General features: G+C 58.8%; 13 protein-coding genes and 1 rRNA gene. 11 read left to right on the top strand and 3 right to left on the bottom strand.

The features are described from left to right. Window positions 1-208 precede the first annotated feature (208 nt). The 10 genes from bcsE (at window position 209) to ACM6I6_RS05990 (ending at window position 14,561) form a co-directional block, all read left to right on the top strand. A complete protein-coding gene (bcsE, locus tag ACM6I6_RS06035) occupies window positions 209-1,753 on the top strand; it encodes a cellulose biosynthesis protein BcsE (RefSeq protein ID WP_414919590.1) in 1,545 nt (514 codons plus the stop codon). Next, the gene (bcsF, locus tag ACM6I6_RS06030) at window positions 1,750-1,950 is read left to right on the top strand and encodes a cellulose biosynthesis protein BcsF (protein ID WP_323626480.1); all 201 of its coding nucleotides are present in this window, start codon (window positions 1,750-1,752) and stop codon (window positions 1,948-1,950) included. The genes bcsE and bcsF overlap by 4 nt, the downstream gene beginning before the upstream one ends. Beyond that, a complete protein-coding gene (gene bcsG, locus ACM6I6_RS06025; RefSeq protein ID WP_414919589.1) occupies window positions 1,937-3,580 on the top strand; it encodes a cellulose biosynthesis protein BcsG in 1,644 nt (547 codons plus the stop codon). Before bcsF ends, bcsG begins: the two co-directional genes overlap by 14 nt. After that, window positions 3,550-3,804 (top strand): cellulose biosynthesis protein BcsR, encoded by a 255-nt coding sequence (gene bcsR / locus ACM6I6_RS06020; RefSeq protein WP_323626477.1) that lies wholly within the window; start codon window positions 3,550-3,552, stop codon window positions 3,802-3,804. Before bcsG ends, bcsR begins: the two co-directional genes overlap by 31 nt. Beyond that, complete coding sequence (gene bcsQ / locus ACM6I6_RS06015; protein WP_414919588.1) at window positions 3,801-4,520, top strand: cellulose biosynthesis protein BcsQ; 720 nt, start codon at window positions 3,801-3,803, stop codon at window positions 4,518-4,520. Before bcsR ends, bcsQ begins: the two co-directional genes overlap by 4 nt. Then, the gene (bcsA, locus tag ACM6I6_RS06010) at window positions 4,517-7,114 is read left to right on the top strand and encodes a UDP-forming cellulose synthase catalytic subunit (RefSeq protein ID WP_414919587.1); all 2,598 of its coding nucleotides are present in this window, start codon (window positions 4,517-4,519) and stop codon (window positions 7,112-7,114) included. The genes bcsQ and bcsA overlap by 4 nt, the downstream gene beginning before the upstream one ends. Next, window positions 7,111-9,402 carry a cellulose biosynthesis cyclic di-GMP-binding regulatory protein BcsB gene (gene bcsB / locus ACM6I6_RS06005; RefSeq protein WP_414919586.1) on the top strand — a complete coding sequence of 764 codons (2,292 nt, stop codon included), beginning with the start codon at window positions 7,111-7,113 and terminating at the stop codon, window positions 9,400-9,402. The genes bcsA and bcsB overlap by 4 nt, the downstream gene beginning before the upstream one ends. Then, window positions 9,392-10,525: a cellulose synthase complex periplasmic endoglucanase BcsZ gene (gene bcsZ / locus ACM6I6_RS06000; protein WP_414919585.1), complete on the top strand. Its 1,134-nt coding sequence runs from the start codon at window positions 9,392-9,394 to the stop codon at window positions 10,523-10,525. The genes bcsB and bcsZ overlap by 11 nt, the downstream gene beginning before the upstream one ends. Beyond that, the gene (bcsC, locus tag ACM6I6_RS05995) at window positions 10,513-14,115 is read left to right on the top strand and encodes a cellulose synthase complex outer membrane protein BcsC (protein WP_414919584.1); all 3,603 of its coding nucleotides are present in this window, start codon (window positions 10,513-10,515) and stop codon (window positions 14,113-14,115) included. Before bcsZ ends, bcsC begins: the two co-directional genes overlap by 13 nt. Window positions 14,116-14,195: 80 nt before the next feature. Beyond that, window positions 14,196-14,561: a tryptophan synthase subunit beta gene (locus ACM6I6_RS05990; RefSeq protein WP_414919583.1), complete on the top strand. Its 366-nt coding sequence runs from the start codon at window positions 14,196-14,198 to the stop codon at window positions 14,559-14,561. A gap of 62 nt (window positions 14,562-14,623) precedes the next feature. Here ACM6I6_RS05990 and lapD read toward each other — a convergent pair whose 3' ends face one another. After that, window positions 14,624-16,570, bottom strand: a complete 1,947-nt coding sequence (gene lapD / locus ACM6I6_RS05985) for a cyclic di-GMP receptor LapD (RefSeq protein WP_414919582.1) — start codon at window positions 16,568-16,570, stop codon at window positions 14,624-14,626. Between the two features lie 14 nt (window positions 16,571-16,584). Next, entirely contained in the window at window positions 16,585-17,277 is a 693-nt protein-coding gene (gene lapG, locus ACM6I6_RS05980) for a cysteine protease LapG (protein ID WP_414919581.1), read from the bottom strand. Window positions 17,278-17,471: 194 nt separating this feature from the next. Here lapG and ACM6I6_RS05975 point away from each other — a divergent pair, with 194 nt between their 5' ends. Continuing rightward, window positions 17,472-18,179 carry a GntR family transcriptional regulator gene (locus ACM6I6_RS05975; RefSeq protein ID WP_414919580.1) on the top strand — a complete coding sequence of 236 codons (708 nt, stop codon included), beginning with the start codon at window positions 17,472-17,474 and terminating at the stop codon, window positions 18,177-18,179. A gap of 70 nt (window positions 18,180-18,249) precedes the next feature. Here ACM6I6_RS05975 and rrf read toward each other — a convergent pair. Then, window positions 18,250-18,365 (bottom strand): 5S ribosomal RNA (gene rrf / locus ACM6I6_RS05970). Window positions 18,366-18,424: the final 59 nt, after the last annotated feature.

Here is an 18,424-nt window from a genome sequence, read left to right as displayed (position 1 = left end):
CCATCAGGCTCTGGTGCGGTGATAGGTTTCTCTGGCTTAGTTGATTGATGAAAGTTTTTTATCATTTTATTGAGACGAGCTTCGCCGCAGAAAGCGATGCTAATTACTCTTTGTCTCATCTTCTCTTAGTTAGCGGCCTTCATGTTTTGCCGATTCTTAACCATTCGGGTTGAGTGTTTTTCGTGCATTCGGATTGGAGTAGAAGGCTGTGGGTCATGTCACGTTAGCCATCCGGCATCTGCAGGATGAGCAAATGCTGCTACGAAGAGGCGGGTTGTATTGGATTGCTTTGGACCGTACGACCGATGCGGAAATTTTTGCGCGTCAGTTTTTATCGGCGTTATCTGAAGACAATACTGCCACGTTGATATGCAGCGGCACCGACCCCGAAGCCATCGCCGAGACTTTGGCTGCAGATTGCGGTCCTTCGGCGCTGCGCATGTTTTCCATGCCTCATGACACCTCTGCTCGTCAGGCCTTCACGGCCTTGACCTCTGATCTGCAGCGAATAAAAATCGCACGCGGCAGTCAGCTCGTGTTGATGCTGAATTCGGCCCATCTGGAAAGCCTGGGTACCCAACAGTTACAACGCTGGTGTGAAAGTACCCGCCAATGGTTGTTGAATATCGACTGCACTCTCTTAGTTCTGTCCAGCGGTCAAGCGCCACTATTACATGAGTGTTTGTCCCGTCTTAATGAGCAACTTTCCGGTTTGGCGCAGTTGTATCGCCAAGATGGCGCGATTCACTACCAATTGAATTTTTGGCACAGTGAGTTAGGTGTTTGCGCCGCTCAAACATTTGACCTGGAAGTGTCCGACAGTGGTTTTTCCTTGAGCGATTCGCAGCTATCGACTCCCTCGCAAACCCGTACCGATGACCAGCGTATCTACCTGACCCAGCGCTCTGCCCTTGAGGGGTCGGCACCCTTGTCCGAGCAATGGCGACTTTTTGAACATCGTGCCGATCTCCTTCAGCAGGCGGCACGCGCGCGGGCAGCCTGCGTGATCCTGACATTGGAAAGCAACCAGGATGTAGAACCGCTGGCTCGGCAATTACATGGATTACGCGAGCAATGTGGCGCCGCCTTGAAGATCATCGTGCGGGAAATGGAGCCGTGCCTGCGGTACCGCGACGAACGCTTATTGCTGACTTGCGGGGCCAACCTCATCGTGCCTGCCAAAACCACACTGGCAAACTTCCTCAGCATGGTGGAAAGCGCCCAGGGACAGATCTGGCGTTATCGTCAGACACCCGATATCCAATCACTGTTTGCACGTCTACGTCCTCCTGCGCAGCGCGGGATATTGCTACCTCGTGAATTTATCGACTTGCTTGATGAGGTCTACGGCGGCGCTTCGGGCGAGCTTGTCCATCAATTGTTGCGGTTGCGCCCAAGAGGCGAACTGAACATCGACCAATACTTGAGTCAGATCACCTTGCGCCGCTTCGGCGATGTCGCCTGCGCACTCGACGGCGTGTTCTATCTGTTTCTGTTCGCTTGCCGTGGCGACGGACTGGAACCAGCACTGGGCAACATTTGCCGCCTGCCATGGCGCGACATTTTCAGCGAGTGCAAGGTGCTTTCCGGTGTGGATGTGTTGCCGCGCCAGGATTTTCTCGATGCTCCCGAAACTCTTGAAGCATCACGCCTGGCCACCGGGCAGGTAACCGCTGATTTGACTCGCGCCATTACCCAGAGCGGTTACACGCCGCAACGTATTACGCTGCCGTTGTCGGAGCCGTGCCCATGAGTTACGTCCAATTGTTGCAGGTTATCGCGGCAAGCTGCCTGATGACCGTCGCGATAATGCTGGTTCTGCGCAGTTTTTTGCAGCGCTTCAATCGCTTGCTCCAGCAGTATTTGTCACCGCGTTATCTGCAGCCGCGGGGGGTGCGTCGGCGCAAACCTGTGTCGCCCGTTGAGAGTGACGCACATGAACCGTCCTGAGCGAATCGAAGTAGACAAGACAGCAGCACAAAGCGACTGGACCTGGCCGGGCCTGGGACTGTGGAACCTGTATTTCCTCATCAAGCTGGCGCTGTTCTGGGGCGGTTACCTGAACCTGCAGATCCTGCCGAACCTGGTCTTCGCCGCTGTATTGCTGGTGCCGCTGCGCAATCGATACCTGGCGCTGCTGCGCACGTTGATCGCCTTGCCGCTGGGTGTAGCGTTGTTCTATCAGGACACTTGGCTGCCGCCTTTCAGCAGGTTACTGGACCAGCCGGGCGTGCTGAATTTCAGCGCCGATTATCTGCTCGATCTTGCCGGCCGTTTCATTGACCTGAACCTGTGCGGTGCATTGCTGGTTTTAGTGGTGGCCTATTTCTTCGTGCGTCAGTGGCTGCGCCTGACCACCTTGACCCTTGCCGGTTTCGCCTGGCTGGGCGGCGCAGGGTTGATGGCAATGCATGCGCAGGTACCGCAAAGCACTACTCAAGCGCCCGTTTCCGGTGGCGCGCCGATCGTCAGCGCCGAACCGGACAGCGCGACACTCGACGCTTATCTGCAAAATTTCTATAGCACCGAGGCCGGTCGGCAGGTTGTATTCCAGCCATCACCATCGGCGGCTCAGCCGTTCGATCTGTTGCTCATCAATATCTGTTCAATGGCCTGGGATGACCTGGACGCTGTTGGTTTGCGTGATAACAGCTTGTTGCGGCAGATGGACATCGTGTTCGAGAACTTCAACTCGGCCACTTCCTACAGTGGGCCGGCGGCCATTCGGCTATTGCGCGCCAGTTGCGGCCAGCAGTCGCACAGCAAGCTTTACGACGCGGCGCCCGAGCAATGCCTGTTGATGGATGACCTGCGCAAACTGGGATTCAACAGCGAAGTCATGCTCAACCACACCGGCCAGTTTGAAGGCTTTATCGACGAAGTACGTGCCCAAGGGTCATTGCCGGCGCCGGCAGTCAGTGTCGCCAGTTTGCAGCGCGCCCTGGTGGGTTTCGATGGTTCGTCAATCTGGCGTGATCGTGAAGTCCTGAACAGATGGTGGCAGCACCGAGAGGGGCAGAGTGATTCCAGGGTAGCGCTGTTCTACAACACCACGACGCTGCATGACGGCAACCGCAGCCTGACCCTCGATGGCGGCACCAAGAGCGCCGAGTACAAGCCCCGCGCCCAGGCATTGATCGATGACCTGAGCGCTTTCCTCAAAGACCTGGAAAAGAGCGGACGCCGGGTGGCGGTGGTGATCGTGCCTGAACATGGTGCCGCCTTGCACGGTGACCGCATGCAGATATCCGGAATGCGGGAAATCCCGAGTTCGTCGATTACCCACGTGCCGGTCGGCATCAAGTTGGTGGGCATGGGTAAGAATCCGCGATCTGAGCCGATTCTCATCAAAGGACCGAGCAGTTATCTGGCTCTATCGGAAATTATCTCGCGCCTGTACGCCGCGCCTCCTCAAGGCGATGGCCTGGGCCCGGACTGGCAGGCATTGCTGGCCAATCTGCCGCAAACCCCGGCGGTCTCGGAAAACGCTGGTACCGTTGTCCTCGACTACGCGGGCAAGCCTTATGTTCGAATCAAGGAGAAAGGAGCTTGGCTTCCTTACCCGCAAAGTCTCAAGTAAAGAACCAGACGCTCTCGCGCAGCGAGCGAGCCGATGATATTGCCCGGCTTAAAGCCGAGCTGCACTTGCCGAGCCTGGAATATGTCGATGTTTCGGCACTGCTGGAATTAAGCCGGGCGCAAAAGCGCTGGCCGTTGCTGGCTGATTTCGCGATCACTGGCAAACAGTCGTCATCGCCGGTTGCCCAGCCAGTACGCCAGGGCAAGTTCGGGGCGCTCAAGTGACATCGCTGAGTATCTGCGGAGTCCGTGGAGGAGTCGGTACCACGTCGTTGGTGGCCGCGCTCGGTCATGCCTTGGAAAGCCTCGGTGAGCGGGTACTGATGATCGACCTGTGCCCGGAAAACCTGCTGCGTCTGCATTTCAATCTGATGGACTCCCAGGATTCGGGTTGGGCGCGGGCGATGCTCGATGGTCAGGACTGGCACAAGCAGGCCTGGAGCCTGAAGCCGTTTCTGCAGCTTTTGCCTTATGGTCGCCTGAGTGCCGAAGAGACCATGAGCATTGAGCAGCAACTGCTCCATGACCCGCAGATCTGGGCCCGGCGTCAGGCGAGTCTGGCGGCTCACTTTGACTGGCTGCTATTCGATGTACCGCAACGCTTGCCGGGGCATGCCACCCTTGGCCCCTGCCTGCTCCCGATTCAGGTAGCCGAGGCTGATGCAGCTTGCCATGTGCTGCTGTTGCAGCAGGCGGGTAACAATCCCGTCCTGGTGAATCGCTTTGATCCCGGCAGCCAGCTGCAACGCGATCTGTTGCTCATCTGGCGAAAACACTATGCAGCTCGTCTCTTGCCCATGAAAGTACATGCAGACGAAGCCGTGCGCGAAGCGCTCGCGTTCAAGCAGTCAGTGGGGCAATACGCACCGGACAGCCTTGCTGCGCAAGATGCACTGAGTCTGGCGACCTGGTGCCTGGCAAGACGCCGAGAGCTGACATGATCAGGCAATGGTTTCCTTACCTGTATCTGCGTCGTCGCTACGACTGCTACCCGTTGACGGCTTTGCTGCTGGCGTCGTTCACCGCGCTGGCCTGGCTGTTCCTGCGACTGGAGTCGCCGGCCTGGCAGCGTCTGATAGAGCAGCGCCAGCGCTGGTATCCGCACTTGGCCAGCAAAGCCGCTCCAAGTGTGGGTGACCCTTTGCGCATTGCCCTGCAAAGCTTGTGGTTACTGGTATTCCGTCCCTGGCCGCAAGCCCGCCCGCGCTCTGCACCGCAATGGGCGAAGAGCGTTGGCAAATCCAACCAGCGCCTCTGGAGTCGTATCGGTGTTTTTCTCACTGGCCTGCCGGAGCACGCCAGCGAGAGCAAAGTCATGCATGACGGTGCTAAATGGTGGCGTAACCTTGATCCTCGCCAGCAGCATTGGCTGAATTACATCTGCGCCGCCGTCGGGTTGATCCTCGTGGTGGTGTGCATCACCGAGCCCTTCAATTACATATCGCAACTGATTTTCGTGATTCTGCTGTGGGTGGTAGCCATGGTGATTCGGCGCGTTCCGGGCCGGTTTCCGACGCTGCTGCTGATCATGCTGTCGATCATCGTATCCTGTCGTTACCTTTGGTGGCGCTACACCGCGACCCTGAACTGGGACAGCCCATTGGATCTGGCTTGCGGGGTCCTGTTGCTGATTGCCGAAACGTACTCATGGCTGGTGCTGTTGCTCGGTTACATCCAGACCTGCTGGCCGTTGAACCGCCCACCGGCGCAACTGCCTGGTGATACAAGGTTATGGCCTACGGTCGATCTGTTGATCCCGACCTACAACGAAGACCTGTCCATCGTTCGCAACACCGTGTATGCCGCCCTCGGTATCGACTGGCCCCAGGAAAAGTTGCGTATTTCGATACTCGACGATGGCAAGCGTGATGAATTCCGGTTGTTCGCTGAACAGGCTGGGGTGAATTACATCACTCGTAGCGATAACAAGCATGCCAAGGCTGGCAATCTCAACCAGGCCTTGAAGCAGCTCGATGCGGAGTTGGTGGCCATTTTCGACTGCGATCACGTGCCAGTGCGTTCATTCCTGCAACTCACGGTGGGCTGGTTCCTGCGCGACCCCAAGCTGGCCTTGGTGCAGACGCCGCATCACTTTCTGTCGCCGGATCCTTTCGAGCGCAACCTCGATACCTTTCGGCAGCGGCCCAATGAAGGCGAGCTGTTTTACGGCCTGGTACAGGATGGCAACGACATGTGGAACGCCGCATTTTTCTGCGGGTCCTGTGCCGTGCTACGGCGTTCGGCTATTGATGAAATCGGTGGCTTTGCCGTGGAAACCGTTACCGAAGATGCCCATACCGCGTTGCGCCTGCACCGAAAGGGCTGGAATTCGGCTTATGTGCGCATTCCCCAGGCTGCGGGGTTGGCCACTGAAACCCTGTCTGCACATATTGGCCAGCGGATTCGCTGGGCTCGGGGCATGGCGCAGATTTTCCGTACGGACAACCCGTTGCTGGGCAAAGGCCTGACGATCTTTCAACGCATCTGCTACGCCAACGCCATGCTGCACTTTCTTGCAGGTCTGCCGCGCCTGGTGTTCCTTACCGCGCCTCTGGCGTTCCTGCTGTTGCACGCCTACATCATCTACGCGCCGGCCTTGATGATCATTCTGTATGTGATCCCGCATATGGTTCATGCGAGCCTGACCAACTCACGCATGCAGGGAGAACACCGTTTGACGTTCTGGGGAGAGGTCTATGAAACCGTGCTCGCCTGGTACATCGCGCGGCCGACCACCGTTGCCCTGTTCAACCCCAAGAAAGGCAAATTCAACGTGACCGCCAAGGGCGGCTTGATGACTGAAGATCAGTTCGACTGGGGTATCGCCAGGCCGTACCTGGTGTTGGCGCTGCTGAATATCATTGGCCTGGGTTTTGCGATATGGCTTTTGTTCTACGGGCCGAGCAATGAAATCGGCACCACGCTGGTCAGCAGTCTGTGGGTCATTTACAACTTGCTGATCGTCGGCTCCGCGGTGGCCATTGCCGCTGAGGTTCGCCAGGTGCGCGAGACCCATCGTGTGCAGGCCAAGCTGCCGGCGGCGGTGCGCCTGCAAAACGGAAAATTCTATCCCTGCATGCTGGTGGACTACTCCGAAGGGGGCACCGGTGTCGAGCTGGACGTTGAGCTTTCCCTGTCAATCGGTGAGCGGATTTACCTGATGATGCAGCGCGGAGAACGCGAGTTCCTGTTCTCCGGCATCATCAGCCGCAGCCACAAGAACTTTATTGGTATCGCCCTCAACGAGCTTACTTCGCAACAGAAAATCGATTACGTGCAATGCACTTTTTCCCGTGCCGATGCCTGGTTGAACTGGAACGAAGACTTCAAGCCGGACCGGCCGCTGCATAGTTTTATCGACGTGCTGCGCCTGGGTGCCAGTGGCTATTACCGCCTGTATCAATACTTGCCTGCCTGGACACGGAACCTGGCCCGACCGTTCACGCGTTTGCTCGCTTGGCTGATCAGCTATGTGCCGCGTTTCGCCAAAGCGCCCCCCCTTTCTTCCAATTCTCGATCGGTATGCGCCCCATGAGTCGCTATTTCAACTTCACGCTGGTAAGCCTGCTGTCGCTGGCAATGAGTTGCGCCCAGGCGCAGCCCATCAAGGAGCAACCACCGGTCACGACGCCAGCGTCAGTCTCGGTTGCAGTGAGCAGCGTGCCTGGCTGGGACGTATCGCGTAATTTCGAAGAGCTGGGGCGAGTGGCTGACAGTCTGTTGCTCGGCACGCACAACACCGAACAGTTTGAATTCACCATGCGTCGCGACCGCATCGCCAGCGATGCGAAGCTGCAACTTGAATACACACCGTCACCGGCACTGCTGCCAACACTTTCGCACCTGCGGGTCTACCTCAACGACGTGCTGATGAGCGTGATCACCATCGACAAGGAGCAGTTGGGGAAAAAGACCGTCCGCCAAGTCGAACTCGATCCGCGCCTGATCAGCGACTTCAACCGCGTGAGGCTGGAGTTTGTCGGCCACTACACCGACATTTGCGAAGAGCCTTCCAATAGCGCGCTGTGGGTCAATATCAGCCGGGCCAGTCTGGTATCCCTGAAAGAGCAGGCGTTGATCGTGCAAAACGATCTGGCCTATTTCCCGATGCCTTTTTTTGACGCGCGCGACTATGAAAAGCCTGTTCTGAACATGGTGTTCGCGGCTTCGCCGACGCTTGGCGAACAGCGTGCGGCGGGTATTCTTGCCTCGTACTTCGGCAGCAAGGCCGCGTGGCGCGGCACAAAGCTCCCGGTATTGTTCGATCAACTGCCCACCGCGACGCCCGCGACGCCCGTAACCGCCGCCATCGTATTTGCCACCAACACGCGTCGCCCGGCATTCCTGAGTGACATGAAGCAGTTCCCGCCGGTCGAGGCGCCGGTGGTGCAAATGATCGACAACCCCTCCGACCGCTTCAGCAAGGTGTTGCTGGTGCTGGGCCGTGACGAGGCCGATCTGTCCGTGGCCGCGCAGGCACTGGTGCTGGGTGGCGATCTGTTTCGTGGTGAGCGGGTTGTGATCGACAAGGTGCAGCAGATCCAGCCGCGCCAACCCTATGACGCTCCGAACTGGATGCGTACCGATCGGGCCGTTCGTTTCGCAGAGTTGGTCAAGTATCCCGAGCAATTGCGTACCAGCGGCCTGCAGCCCCTGCCTATCAGCCTGGACATCAACCTGCCGCCAGATCTGTTTGTCTGGCGCAACCAGGGCATTCCGCTGCAAACAAAATACCGCTACACGCCATCGGCCACCAATGACGGTTCGCGACTGAACATCAGCCTCAACAATCAGTTCATCACCAGCCTGCCGTTGCTGGTCAACAGCAATGACCGGCTCGAAGAGTTGCGCCTTGCCGTGTTGTCCAGCGAGTCGGCGAACATCAATGAAAACCTGTCGGTCCCGGCACTGAAAATCGGCGACCGCAACAACCTGCGGTTCAATTTCAGCTTCGCCACCACGACCAGCAGTTCCCAGCGAGATCGTTGCCAGACCTCGTTACCGGTGGACACTCAAGCGGTGATCGACGATCAGTCGACTATCGATTTGTCGGGCTATCACCATTACATCGCCATGCCTGATCTGGCAGCGTTTGCCCGCAGTGGCTTCCCCTTCAGCCGCATGGCGGATCTTTCCGAGACTGTGGTGATGGTGCCAGCGCAGCCCAGTGCCGTGCAGCTGAGCACGTACCTGGAAGCCATCGCCGGTATTTCGGCGCGCTCGGGTCTGCCCGCCATGAACCTGACCTTGACCGACAGCTGGGACGAGGTGTCGAAGCGCGATGCAGACGTGCTGATCCTCGGTTCTTTCGATCCAGGCATGCGCGATAACCAGGACATGAGTGTGCTCCTGGACCGCTCCCGGGACTGGCTGCTGAAAGCAAACCACCAGGGGCCGGGTTCGTCGCAAAACAATAACGCGGGTAACCCGGCTGCCAGTCGGGTCGAGGTCTCAGCTGAAGGACCGATTGCTGCAATGGTCGGCATGCAATCACCTTTCCATGAACAGCGCAGCATCGTGGCCCTGTTGGCCAATGAAGATGCAGGCTTCCAGTTGTTGCGCGAGACGCTCAATGACAGCGGCAAGATGGACGCGGTGGCCGGCTCAGTGGTGTTGATCCGCAGTAGTGGCGTCCAGGGCCATATGGTCGGCGACCACTATTACGTCGGCAGTCTGCCATGGTGGCTGATGCTCTGGTTCAAGTTGTCCGAGCACCCGGTCCTGCTCGCATTTCTCGCCGTGTCTGGCGTCCTGCTCAGTGCGTTCCTGATCTGGCGCGTCCTGCAATGGGCAGCTCGTCGTCGTCTGGCTTATGAAGAATAAGTCGGTGAGTAATGCCCGGGCGCGACTGCTTGCAGCGGTTTTGCCAATCCTGGCATGGCCTGCGCAAGGCGCGAGCCAATGCGTCTGGCCAGCCTGGGAAAACTTCAAGCATCACATGATCAGCGATGATGGGCGGGTTATAGACGCGTCCTCCCCGCAGCAGATAACCACGTCTGAAGGGCAGAGCTACGGGCTGTTTTTTGCGTTGGTGGCCAACGATGAGCAAAGCTTCGGCCGGCTGTTGACCTGGACCCGCAACAATCTGGCGGACGGCGATCTCAGCCATCGTCTGCCCGCCTGGAAATGGGGGCTCGACAAGGACGGTCAATGGGGCGTACTTGACGCCAACAACGCCAGCGATGCTGATCTATGGATTGCCTACAGCCTGCTGGAAGCAGGCCGCCTGTGGCACCGGCCTGATTATCTGGCGTCAGGTAATCACCTGCTGTGGCGAAGCGCCGCACAAACCCTGCGCAAGCTGCCGGGTCTTGGCCTTATGTTGCTCCCAGGGGATGTCGGCTTCGAATCCAGCCAGGGCTGGCGCCTGAACCCCAGCTATCTGCCACCACAATTGTTATCGCGCTTTGCGCTCATCGCACCGGTATGGGCCGAAGTGGCGCAAAACTCTCGGCGCCTGCTGATCGAGGGCGCTCCCAAAGGCTTCGCACCGGACTGGCTGGTGTGGCAGGCCGGGCAAGTTGCTTCCGTCGATGGCAAGGACGCGCAGGGAAGCTACGACGCTATTCGTGTCTATCTGTGGCTCGGCATGTTGGCGCCCGATGCCCCCGGGCGCACCGACTTGCTCGATCACTTCAAACCCATGCTTGAGGCCACCGCCCGCCTGGGCTATGTGCCGGAGCACGTCGACTCCGTCTCCGCAAAGACCCTGGGCTCTGGGCCGGTCGGGTTTTCGGCGGCACTCTTGCCGTTGTTGACCAACGATGCATCGACGGCTGCGGTGCTCTCTGCCCAGCGTGAACGCCTGCGTCAATCGCCGCCGTTGGCCGATGCCTATTACAACCAGTCGCTGTTGATGTTTGGCCAGGGCTGGGACGAACAGCGCTATCGGTTCGACAAGGATGGGCGACTGCAACCGAACTGGACGAGTACATGCACGCACTGAACAGAGCCCCCCATACCAGTGCATTCAAGGTTTTGGTCTTGCGCTGCACACTGCTGCTGTCCTGTCTGAGCGGTGCCACGCTCGCAGCGACGGTTCCTGTTACTCAACAGGAGCAACAGCAATGGCTGCTGCAACAGATGCGTATCGGTGAAGCGTTGCAACGCGAAGATCTGGTTCGCGACTCTTTGGCGCGACTGAAATTGATCGCCCCCGACAATCCCCAGGTCCTGGTGGGTGAAATACGCCAGGCGTTGGCTGATAAGTCTCAGGCGCAGAACAGCGCCTGGATCGAGCAAAGATTGACTCGCCTGCGCCAGTTAGCGCCGGACTCCGCGCAACTGCGCCAGGCTCAAGCATTGATCAAATTGCAGAGCCAGGATGGTCAGCGTCAGTTGCAGCAGGCGCGGTTATTGGCTGCCGCCGGGCGCTACGACGAAGCCAGTGAAGCCTTTGAACAGCTATTCGCAAAAGAGCCGCCGGACCTCGCCTCAGCGCTTGAATACTGGAGCGCACGCAGCCGGATCAGCGGCCAGAGAGTGGCTGTGCTCGGTCATGTGCAGGCGCTGGACCGGGATTATCCAGGCAATACCGGCGTACGACAGATGCTGGTCGGCCTATTGTTCGCCGAGGGTCGCGACGACGAGGCTCTGGCCACGCTGCATCAATTGGCGGCTGATCCTCAGGCCAGTGCCAATGCGGCGGAGCGGGAATACAACTACCTGATCAAATTGCCAACTGGCCCGAAAACGGCGCAGGCATGGCAGGCATTCATTCACTATTACCCGTATTCACCGTTGGCTAAAGACGCTACGCAGCGACTTGCGCTGCAACAAGGATTGTTGACCGATCCTGCCTGGCAGGCCGGCGTCAAGGCCAAGGGCCTGCTTGAGCAAGACAATGCCACGGACGCTGTGGCCAGGGCTGCAACAGCCGAGGGACTGTTACGCCGTGCCGTTAAGGCTTATCCGCAAGATTCAAGCCTTTACGGCGCACTGGGTACCGCGTTGATGCGCCAAGGCAAATACTCGGCGGCACATGAGGCTTTCTCCACGGCTCTGAGCAAGGAACAGGACACCGATTACATCAGCAAATGGCAGGATCTACAGGCTGTTACGCGCAACTGGATGCTCCTGCAGAAAGGCGATGAAGCCCTGCAACGCAAGGACTATGCGGCGGCGCGTAGTGCGTATCGGCAATCGCGAACCCTCAAGGCTGATTCCGCCGAGCCATTGATCGGCCTCGCCAATGTCGCTATGGCCGAGTCCAATGAAATCGAGGCCGAAGCGTTGTTGTTACAGGCGCGCAAGGTCGAACCGGGCAATGGCAGCGTGGTGCGTGCACTGGTCCGACTGTATCGCGGGCAATCAAGCGAGCGCGCTGAAGCCTTCCTCAATACCTTGCCGGCCAGCAACCAGCCTGAGTTTGCCAGCCTGCGTCGGAGCATTGAACTTGAGCGGCTGAATGTGCAGGCTGACCTCGCCAGTCAGCATTCGGACTGGGCTCAGTTGGCATCACTGCTGAAGAAAATCCGCACGCTGGACCCCGACAATCCATGGACGACCTATCGCCTGGCCACCGCCGAGATTGCCATGGGACAACCGCGAGAGGCTGATAAAGCGTTCCATGAATTATTGGCGCTGCAAAGCCGCAATCCCGAGGCTCGTTACGCCCATGGTCTGTACCTGGCCAATGAGAACCGCGACAGCGAAGTGCTGGCCACCCTCGGGCAGATTCCGGCCACCGCCTGGACCGATAACATGCGTGAACTGCAGACTCGGATCAAACGTCGGCAGTTGATGGCTCAGGTCGAACAGCGACGTAACAGCGGGCATGAGTCTGAGGCCATTGCCTTGTTGTTGCGTGATCCAACGGTGGATGATCTTGGCACCCTCGCCGATTGGGCCGCCCAGCGTGAAGATTACGTCGAAGCCGAACGTTACTACCGCAAGGTGCTCAAGCTCCAGCCGCAGAATGACGAGGCGCAGTTGGGCTTGATCGAAATGCAGATTGCCACCGGGCACATCCAGCAAGCGCGTGCCGGCCTGGAAAAAATCGTCCCGTCGCCTTCGGCACCTGCGCCCTGGCAACGACGCCTGATCAATGCCTGGTCTGCGGTGGGTGAAAAGGACAAAGCCAGCGCGATGTTCGCCAATCTGCTGAAAACACCCCAGACCGATCCGCTGATCTACCGCGATGCGGCGCGTCTGATGGCCAGGGATCAGCCGCAACAGGCGCTGGATAATTACGCCCGCAGCATGGCCGCAGCAGGATTGATTTCACCTGCCCAAGCCAGCCCCCGCGACAACGTAGCCATGACCGAGGCCAGTCGCGCCAAGGACAGCGATGAGTGGCTGGCGCGAAGCCTGCGCAGTGATGTCGACGAGCTTTACAAACAGCAGAACCCGACCGTCAATCTTTACCATGACTACGCTTGGCGTACCGACAACACGGCACCGGGCATCTCCGACCTGACGACGCAGATAACCATTGTGCGTATCGACTCGCCGTTCGCCCAAGGAGAGGGCTTCGTTCAGGCCGAACAGGTGGACCTTGACGCCAGCGCCTTCGACACCGACGCCGATGGTTTACACCGGGAACAGTTCGGCACCTGCGCCGTGCAATATCGGGTTCAGGCCACAGGTGCGCCTGTGCCCAATGGCTGTCCCGGCACTTCACTGAGCACCAACGGGCCAAGCCTCGCTGTGGGCTGGAAAAACGATCAATGGGCGCTCGACCTTGGCCATTCGCCGCAAGGTTTCGAAGTGGGCAACTGGCTTGGAGGTATCGCCTACAGCAGTGACTGGAGGTCCATTGGCTGGACGTTGACCGCCTCACGCCGGCCCATGAGCAACTCGGTCGTGTCATACGCCGGAGCCGTCGATCCCGTGTCCGGTACACGCTGGGGTGGCGTGACCAGCAACGGTGTGACCTTGAGCCTGAGCCATGATGAAGGTGGCGTTGATGGTGTGTGGGCCAGTCTCGGCAGCCATTGGCTACGCGGTAAAAACGTGGTCGACAATCAGCGCCTTTCGGCCATGACCGGCTACTACTACCGACTGGTGGACCGCGCCGACGAGCGCATGCGCACCGGTTTGACCCTCATGTATTGGGGTTACGACAAAGACTTGAGCGAGTACACCCTGGGTCAGGGCGGCTATTACAGTCCACAACGGTACTACTCGATCGGCATACCCTTTAGCTACGCGTGGCGTAATGCCAACTGGTCGGCTCAGCTGGACAGTTCGGTGGGCTGGTCCGTCTCGAAAACCGATGGAAGCGATTTGTATCCACTGGATGGTCCGGCGGGCAAGCTATTCAGCCAGGCCGCCGCCGCTGGATTGGAAATCGATCCAGACACGACCCTGACCAAGGACGGAAGCAGCAGCAGCGGCGCCAGTATCCGCCTGCAGGGTTTGGTCGAACGCCGCCTGACCAATCATATGGTCGTGGGCTCGGGGATCACCCTGCAACACAGCGAAGGCTACGCCCCAAGCCGCGCGATGCTGTATTTGCGTTACACCTTCGATGAATGGCAGGGCAACCTCCCGATGCCGATCGAACCCGTAACACCCTATGCGGATATGCGGTGACGATGTGAAATCTCGCTGCTGTGCACGGTGTTAGCTATGCTGCTGACAGCATGACGCGGTTCACTTCTGAGGGATGCTCGATGTTCTACGTGCAACGCAATACAGACGGCCGACTGCTGCGCGTGGAAGCCGAAGCCTACGCCGAATCCACGGAAACGCTGCCGGCCGACCACCCTGACCTCCAGGCCTGGTTCGCCAATGAAGTCATGGCCACCAGCCACAAACAACTGCTGCAAATCAAACAGCTCAAGCAACTGCGCCAGAGCGACCTGGAAATGATCCGGGTACTCGACGACTTGATCGCCGTGCTGATCAGCAAAGGCGTGATTCTCGTAACGGACCTGCCAGAGCCCGCGCAGACCAAACTCATGGACCGCTTCCAGGCGCGTGAGGCGTTGGGTGGGTTGAGTAATCTGGTTGAGGATGATGAGGCAGGGTTTATCTGACATCCGGGGTCGCAGCCTTCGTCAGCGACAGCTGTGCGAAGGCTGCAACCTTTGCGATTACCCTATTGCCAAGGCTTGGGTTCACCCACCAACCGCCCCTGAACGCCGTACACGCCCATCTCGCTAAGCACCGCCAACTCCCCATGCGTCTCGACCCGCTCGGCAATCAGCGGCAGATCAATACTGTGGGCCGCACGCTGGACGGCTTCGATGAACAGGCGTTTGTCGCGCTCCTGATCAATCGCACGGATGTAGCTACCGTCGATCTTCAAGTAGGCCAACCCCAAGCGCGCCAGGTTGCCGATCATGCTGAAGCGTCCACCGAAATGCTGCAGACCCAAGGAGAACCCGAGCGCTCGCAAACGCCGGGTCAGCGCTTCGAGACTGGCTTGCTGTGGTAATTGCTCTTCGCCGATTTCCAGGGTCAGTCGCGGTCCCAGATTGGAGTGCGAACGCAGCGTGGCGAAGACCGCAGTCAACGCTTGCGGGTTTTCGAGGGTGGCCGACGACAGGTTCAGCGCCATTGATTCTTCGTGGGTGCTCATCTGCTCCAGTACCAGCTCCAGCATCAGCCGGTCCAGTCGCGCCGCCCAGCCGAACCGTTCCAGCCACGGCAAGAAACGTCCGGCAGGGATGCTCTCGCCCTGGTCGTCGATCAGGCGGGAAAGCACTTTGTAGTGCAGTACCAGCTGCGTGTTCTGACTGGCCACCACGGGCTGGAAAAACAACTTGAATCGTCGTTGCTCCAAGGCCTGATCCAGCAGGTTGTGCCAGGCATGATGGTCGTCGCCGACATGGGTCGGGGCCCTGTGATCGAGGCAGACCCAGTTCGAATCGGTCTGGCCTTCGGCCTGCGCCAATGCCTGATCCGCCAGCCCGAGTACGGCTTGCGGGGCGTCGCCATGAATAAAGGGCGCCAGCCCGATCGCCGCTACAGAGGGGACGTCAGTAGCACCGGTCGCGTATAGACTGCCTAAGGCCGTGTCGAGGTGCTGCGCCAGTTGCACCGCCTCTTCACGCACCAGGCCTGGGGCCAGAACGGCGAATTCGCCGCCACGAATCCGTGTGACCAGGTTGGTTGTTTCCGGATATCTGGCGCACTCGCGGGACAACTGCTGACCAACCGCCTGGAGCAACGCATCCGTGCGCTGGCCGCCCAGCCGCTGGTTCAACCCGGTGAGATCCTTGACCCGCAACAGCAGCAAGTAACCGGAGCTGGCTTGCTCGGGATTGCTCACCCGTGCATTCAGTTGCATCTCGAAGTAACGTCGGTTGGCCAAGCCGGTCAGGTTGTCCTGATAGGACTCGACCCGCAGCTTTTCACTGCGTTCGGCCTGCTCCTGAAACAGCGCCTTGAGCTTCTCGACCATCTGGTTCATGGCCTGCACCACGCGACGCAGTTCCGGCGTGCGCGGCAATTGCGGCAGGCTGAGAAACTCGCGGCGGGCAATGGCGTGGGACTGCCGGACCATGTAATCGAGGGGCTTCAATTGCCGACGCAGCAACAGCGCGCCCAGTATCGCGCTGACCACGCCACAGAACAGCAACCACCCCAAGCTGCCCAACGCGCTTTGCCACAACTTGGCCAGCGCGAACATCGGGTGACTGACCACCTCGACCCGTGCGGCCTGTACCCAACCGCGACTGACTATCGCATCGCCCCCGGCAGGCTCCAGGCCAATCAGTTTGACGAACCAGTCAGGCACCCGGGTATCGGCCGCAATGCCGCTGCGTTCGATCAGGGTCTTGTCGTTGGATAAATCGACCACACGGATGCTGGCGTAATAACCGCTGTCAAAGATCGAGCTGACCAGCAATTCGGTCATCGCCGGGTCGTCGATATTGGGCGTCAGTGACAGCGCCAGCGCCGTCGCCGCATCCTGGGCGTGGGAACGCAGCTGGTTGACGTACTGGGAGCGCGAGCTTTCCAGGCTGACCATGAAGCTGCCGGTGAAGGCGACGACCAGGAACAGACAGATAGCGATCAAAAGCTGTTTGAACAAAGACATCTGTGGGCGTGCTCCTAGTTAGTCGTCTCGACCGGGAATCCTTCGGCCTGCATTTTTTTCAGCACATCCTGCCAACGGGACAAACGCTTGGTGTCCCCGACCTTCTGATTGCCCTTGGCCCCCGGTAACCACAACCCTTCTGCGTTGAAAGCGTAGACCGGCAGCAAATCCTTTCTCTGGCTGGCTGGCCTGATCGAGTCGACAAGGCTGTCGAGCACCAGCGGTTCGGCTTCCGGGCTTGAGTAGTAAGTCAGCACCATGTGCGCGCGATTCAGGCTCAGCGCCTTTACGTACGTGATGCGCAGCTTGTCACTGGAAACGCCAAGGTGGCGCAGACTGAAATATTTGGCGATTGCGTAGTCTTCGCAATCACCGGCGCCTTTCCACAAGGCTTCGACGGGTGTTTCCCAGTAATCGACCTGATGCCACAGGTCGATGTCTTCGACGTAACGCAGTTGTTTGTTGAAGAAGCGGTTGATCACGTTGAGCTGTTCCAGCTCGCCAACTTGTTTCTGCGTAGCCAACATGTGCTGCCACGCATCTATGCGCTGCTGACCGTCGCCCAAAGATCCGTACAATGCCTGCGCCCGAGCGCTGATCAGGGAAAAGTCCCAATCGGCATGCACACCGCCCAGCAGCACACCGGCCAGCAGCAAGGCGCCGCACGAGCAGCGCAAGATCCGGGATATCGGAAAACGTACCGCCAAGGCGAGGCATCCAGGGTAGTCAGGTGGAATCGAGTGAAGGTGTAGGTTAGCTCGGGAAAAAATAATGGCACACTGAGATCACTGACGGCACGCTAAACTAAGGGAAAGACGCTCTTATGGGGCGTTTGACAAGCCGTCAGGCAGTCACTAGTGTCAATTGGATCCAAAACTTCAGTCAATCAGGGTGCGTAGTAGTGACACAAAAGCCCAACCCCCTCAGCAGTATCAAGGTCAACGGGCCGATTCCCGCGCACCTGGCGCGCTCGGTGATCGAAGAAACCTTGCGCTCGGCCATCCTGGACGGTCGCCTGCCGTGTGGCATCGCTCTGCGCCAGCAAGACCTGGCCGATCTCTTCGGGGTCAGCCGCATGCCGGTGCGTGAAGCGTTGCGCCAACTGGAAGCCCAGGCATTGCTCAACGTGATCGCCCATAAAGGCGCTGTGGTTGCCCCGCTCGTCCAGGGCGATGCCGCGGAAACCTACGCCCTAAGGATTTTACTGGAGTCCGAAGCACTACGTTTATCGGTGCCGTTGCTTGAGGCGGCGGATCTCGAACAGGCCGCGAGCTATATCGACGAGCTGGAGACGGAACAGGACTATACCGAAATCGGCCGGCTCAATCGCCTCTTCCATATGTCGCTCTACAGCAGGGCACCTAATCGCCGGTTACTGAAACTGGTAGAGGACGGACTGAACGAAGAAGAGCGTTTCCTGCGCTTCAACCTCGAAGCGATGGGCCTGGGCAAGTTGTCCCAGGAAGATCACCGGGCCTTGTGGCGGGCCGCCGACGCGCGGGATGTCGAAGGATCGGTGCAATTGCTGGTCAACCATCTCAATCGCGGGGTTGAGGTCATCACCCGGTACCTCGCCAGTCCAGAAGCCCAGAACAAAAAAACCTCGTAGCAAAGGCAACGGCAGGCCCAGAACGACAAAACCCCTGTCTGCGTTAGCAGACAGGGGTTTCGGAATTCAATCTTGACGATGACCTACTCTCACATGGGGAAACCCCACACTACCATCGGCGATGCATCGTTTCACTTCTGAGTTCGGGATGGGATCAGGTGGTTCCAACGCTCTATGGTCGTCAAGAAATTCTGTGTGCCAGTCCGTCATTACGACGTGCCAGCGAATTCTTGATGCTTCTACTA

Origin of the sequence: Pseudomonas sp. IT-P218 (assembly GCF_949767605.1) — a bacterium.
Classification (GTDB): Bacteria; Pseudomonadota; Gammaproteobacteria; order Pseudomonadales; family Pseudomonadaceae; genus Aquipseudomonas; species Aquipseudomonas putida_AE.
The sequence above is the reverse complement of the archived record's forward strand: the minus strand, read 5'-3'. Positions and strand labels throughout refer to the sequence as shown.

Excerpts from the sequence above, each read along its gene's own strand:
- bcsF (WP_323626480.1), top strand. The coding sequence starts at position 1,750 with ATGAGTTACGTCCAATTGTTGCAGGTTATCGCGGCAAGCTGCCTGATG.
- bcsB (WP_414919586.1), top strand. The coding sequence starts at position 7,111 with ATGAGTCGCTATTTCAACTTCACGCTGGTAAGCCTGCTGTCGCTGGCA.
- ACM6I6_RS05990 (WP_414919583.1), top strand. The coding sequence starts at position 14,196 with ATGTTCTACGTGCAACGCAATACAGACGGCCGACTGCTGCGCGTGGAA.
- bcsG (WP_414919589.1), top strand. The coding sequence starts at position 1,937 with ATGAACCGTCCTGAGCGAATCGAAGTAGACAAGACAGCAGCACAAAGC.
- lapD (WP_414919582.1), bottom strand. The coding sequence starts at position 16,570 with ATGTCTTTGTTCAAACAGCTTTTGATCGCTATCTGTCTGTTCCTGGTC.
- bcsA (WP_414919587.1), top strand. The coding sequence starts at position 4,517 with ATGATCAGGCAATGGTTTCCTTACCTGTATCTGCGTCGTCGCTACGAC.
- bcsC (WP_414919584.1), top strand. The coding sequence starts at position 10,513 with ATGCACGCACTGAACAGAGCCCCCCATACCAGTGCATTCAAGGTTTTG.
- bcsZ (WP_414919585.1), top strand. The coding sequence starts at position 9,392 with ATGAAGAATAAGTCGGTGAGTAATGCCCGGGCGCGACTGCTTGCAGCG.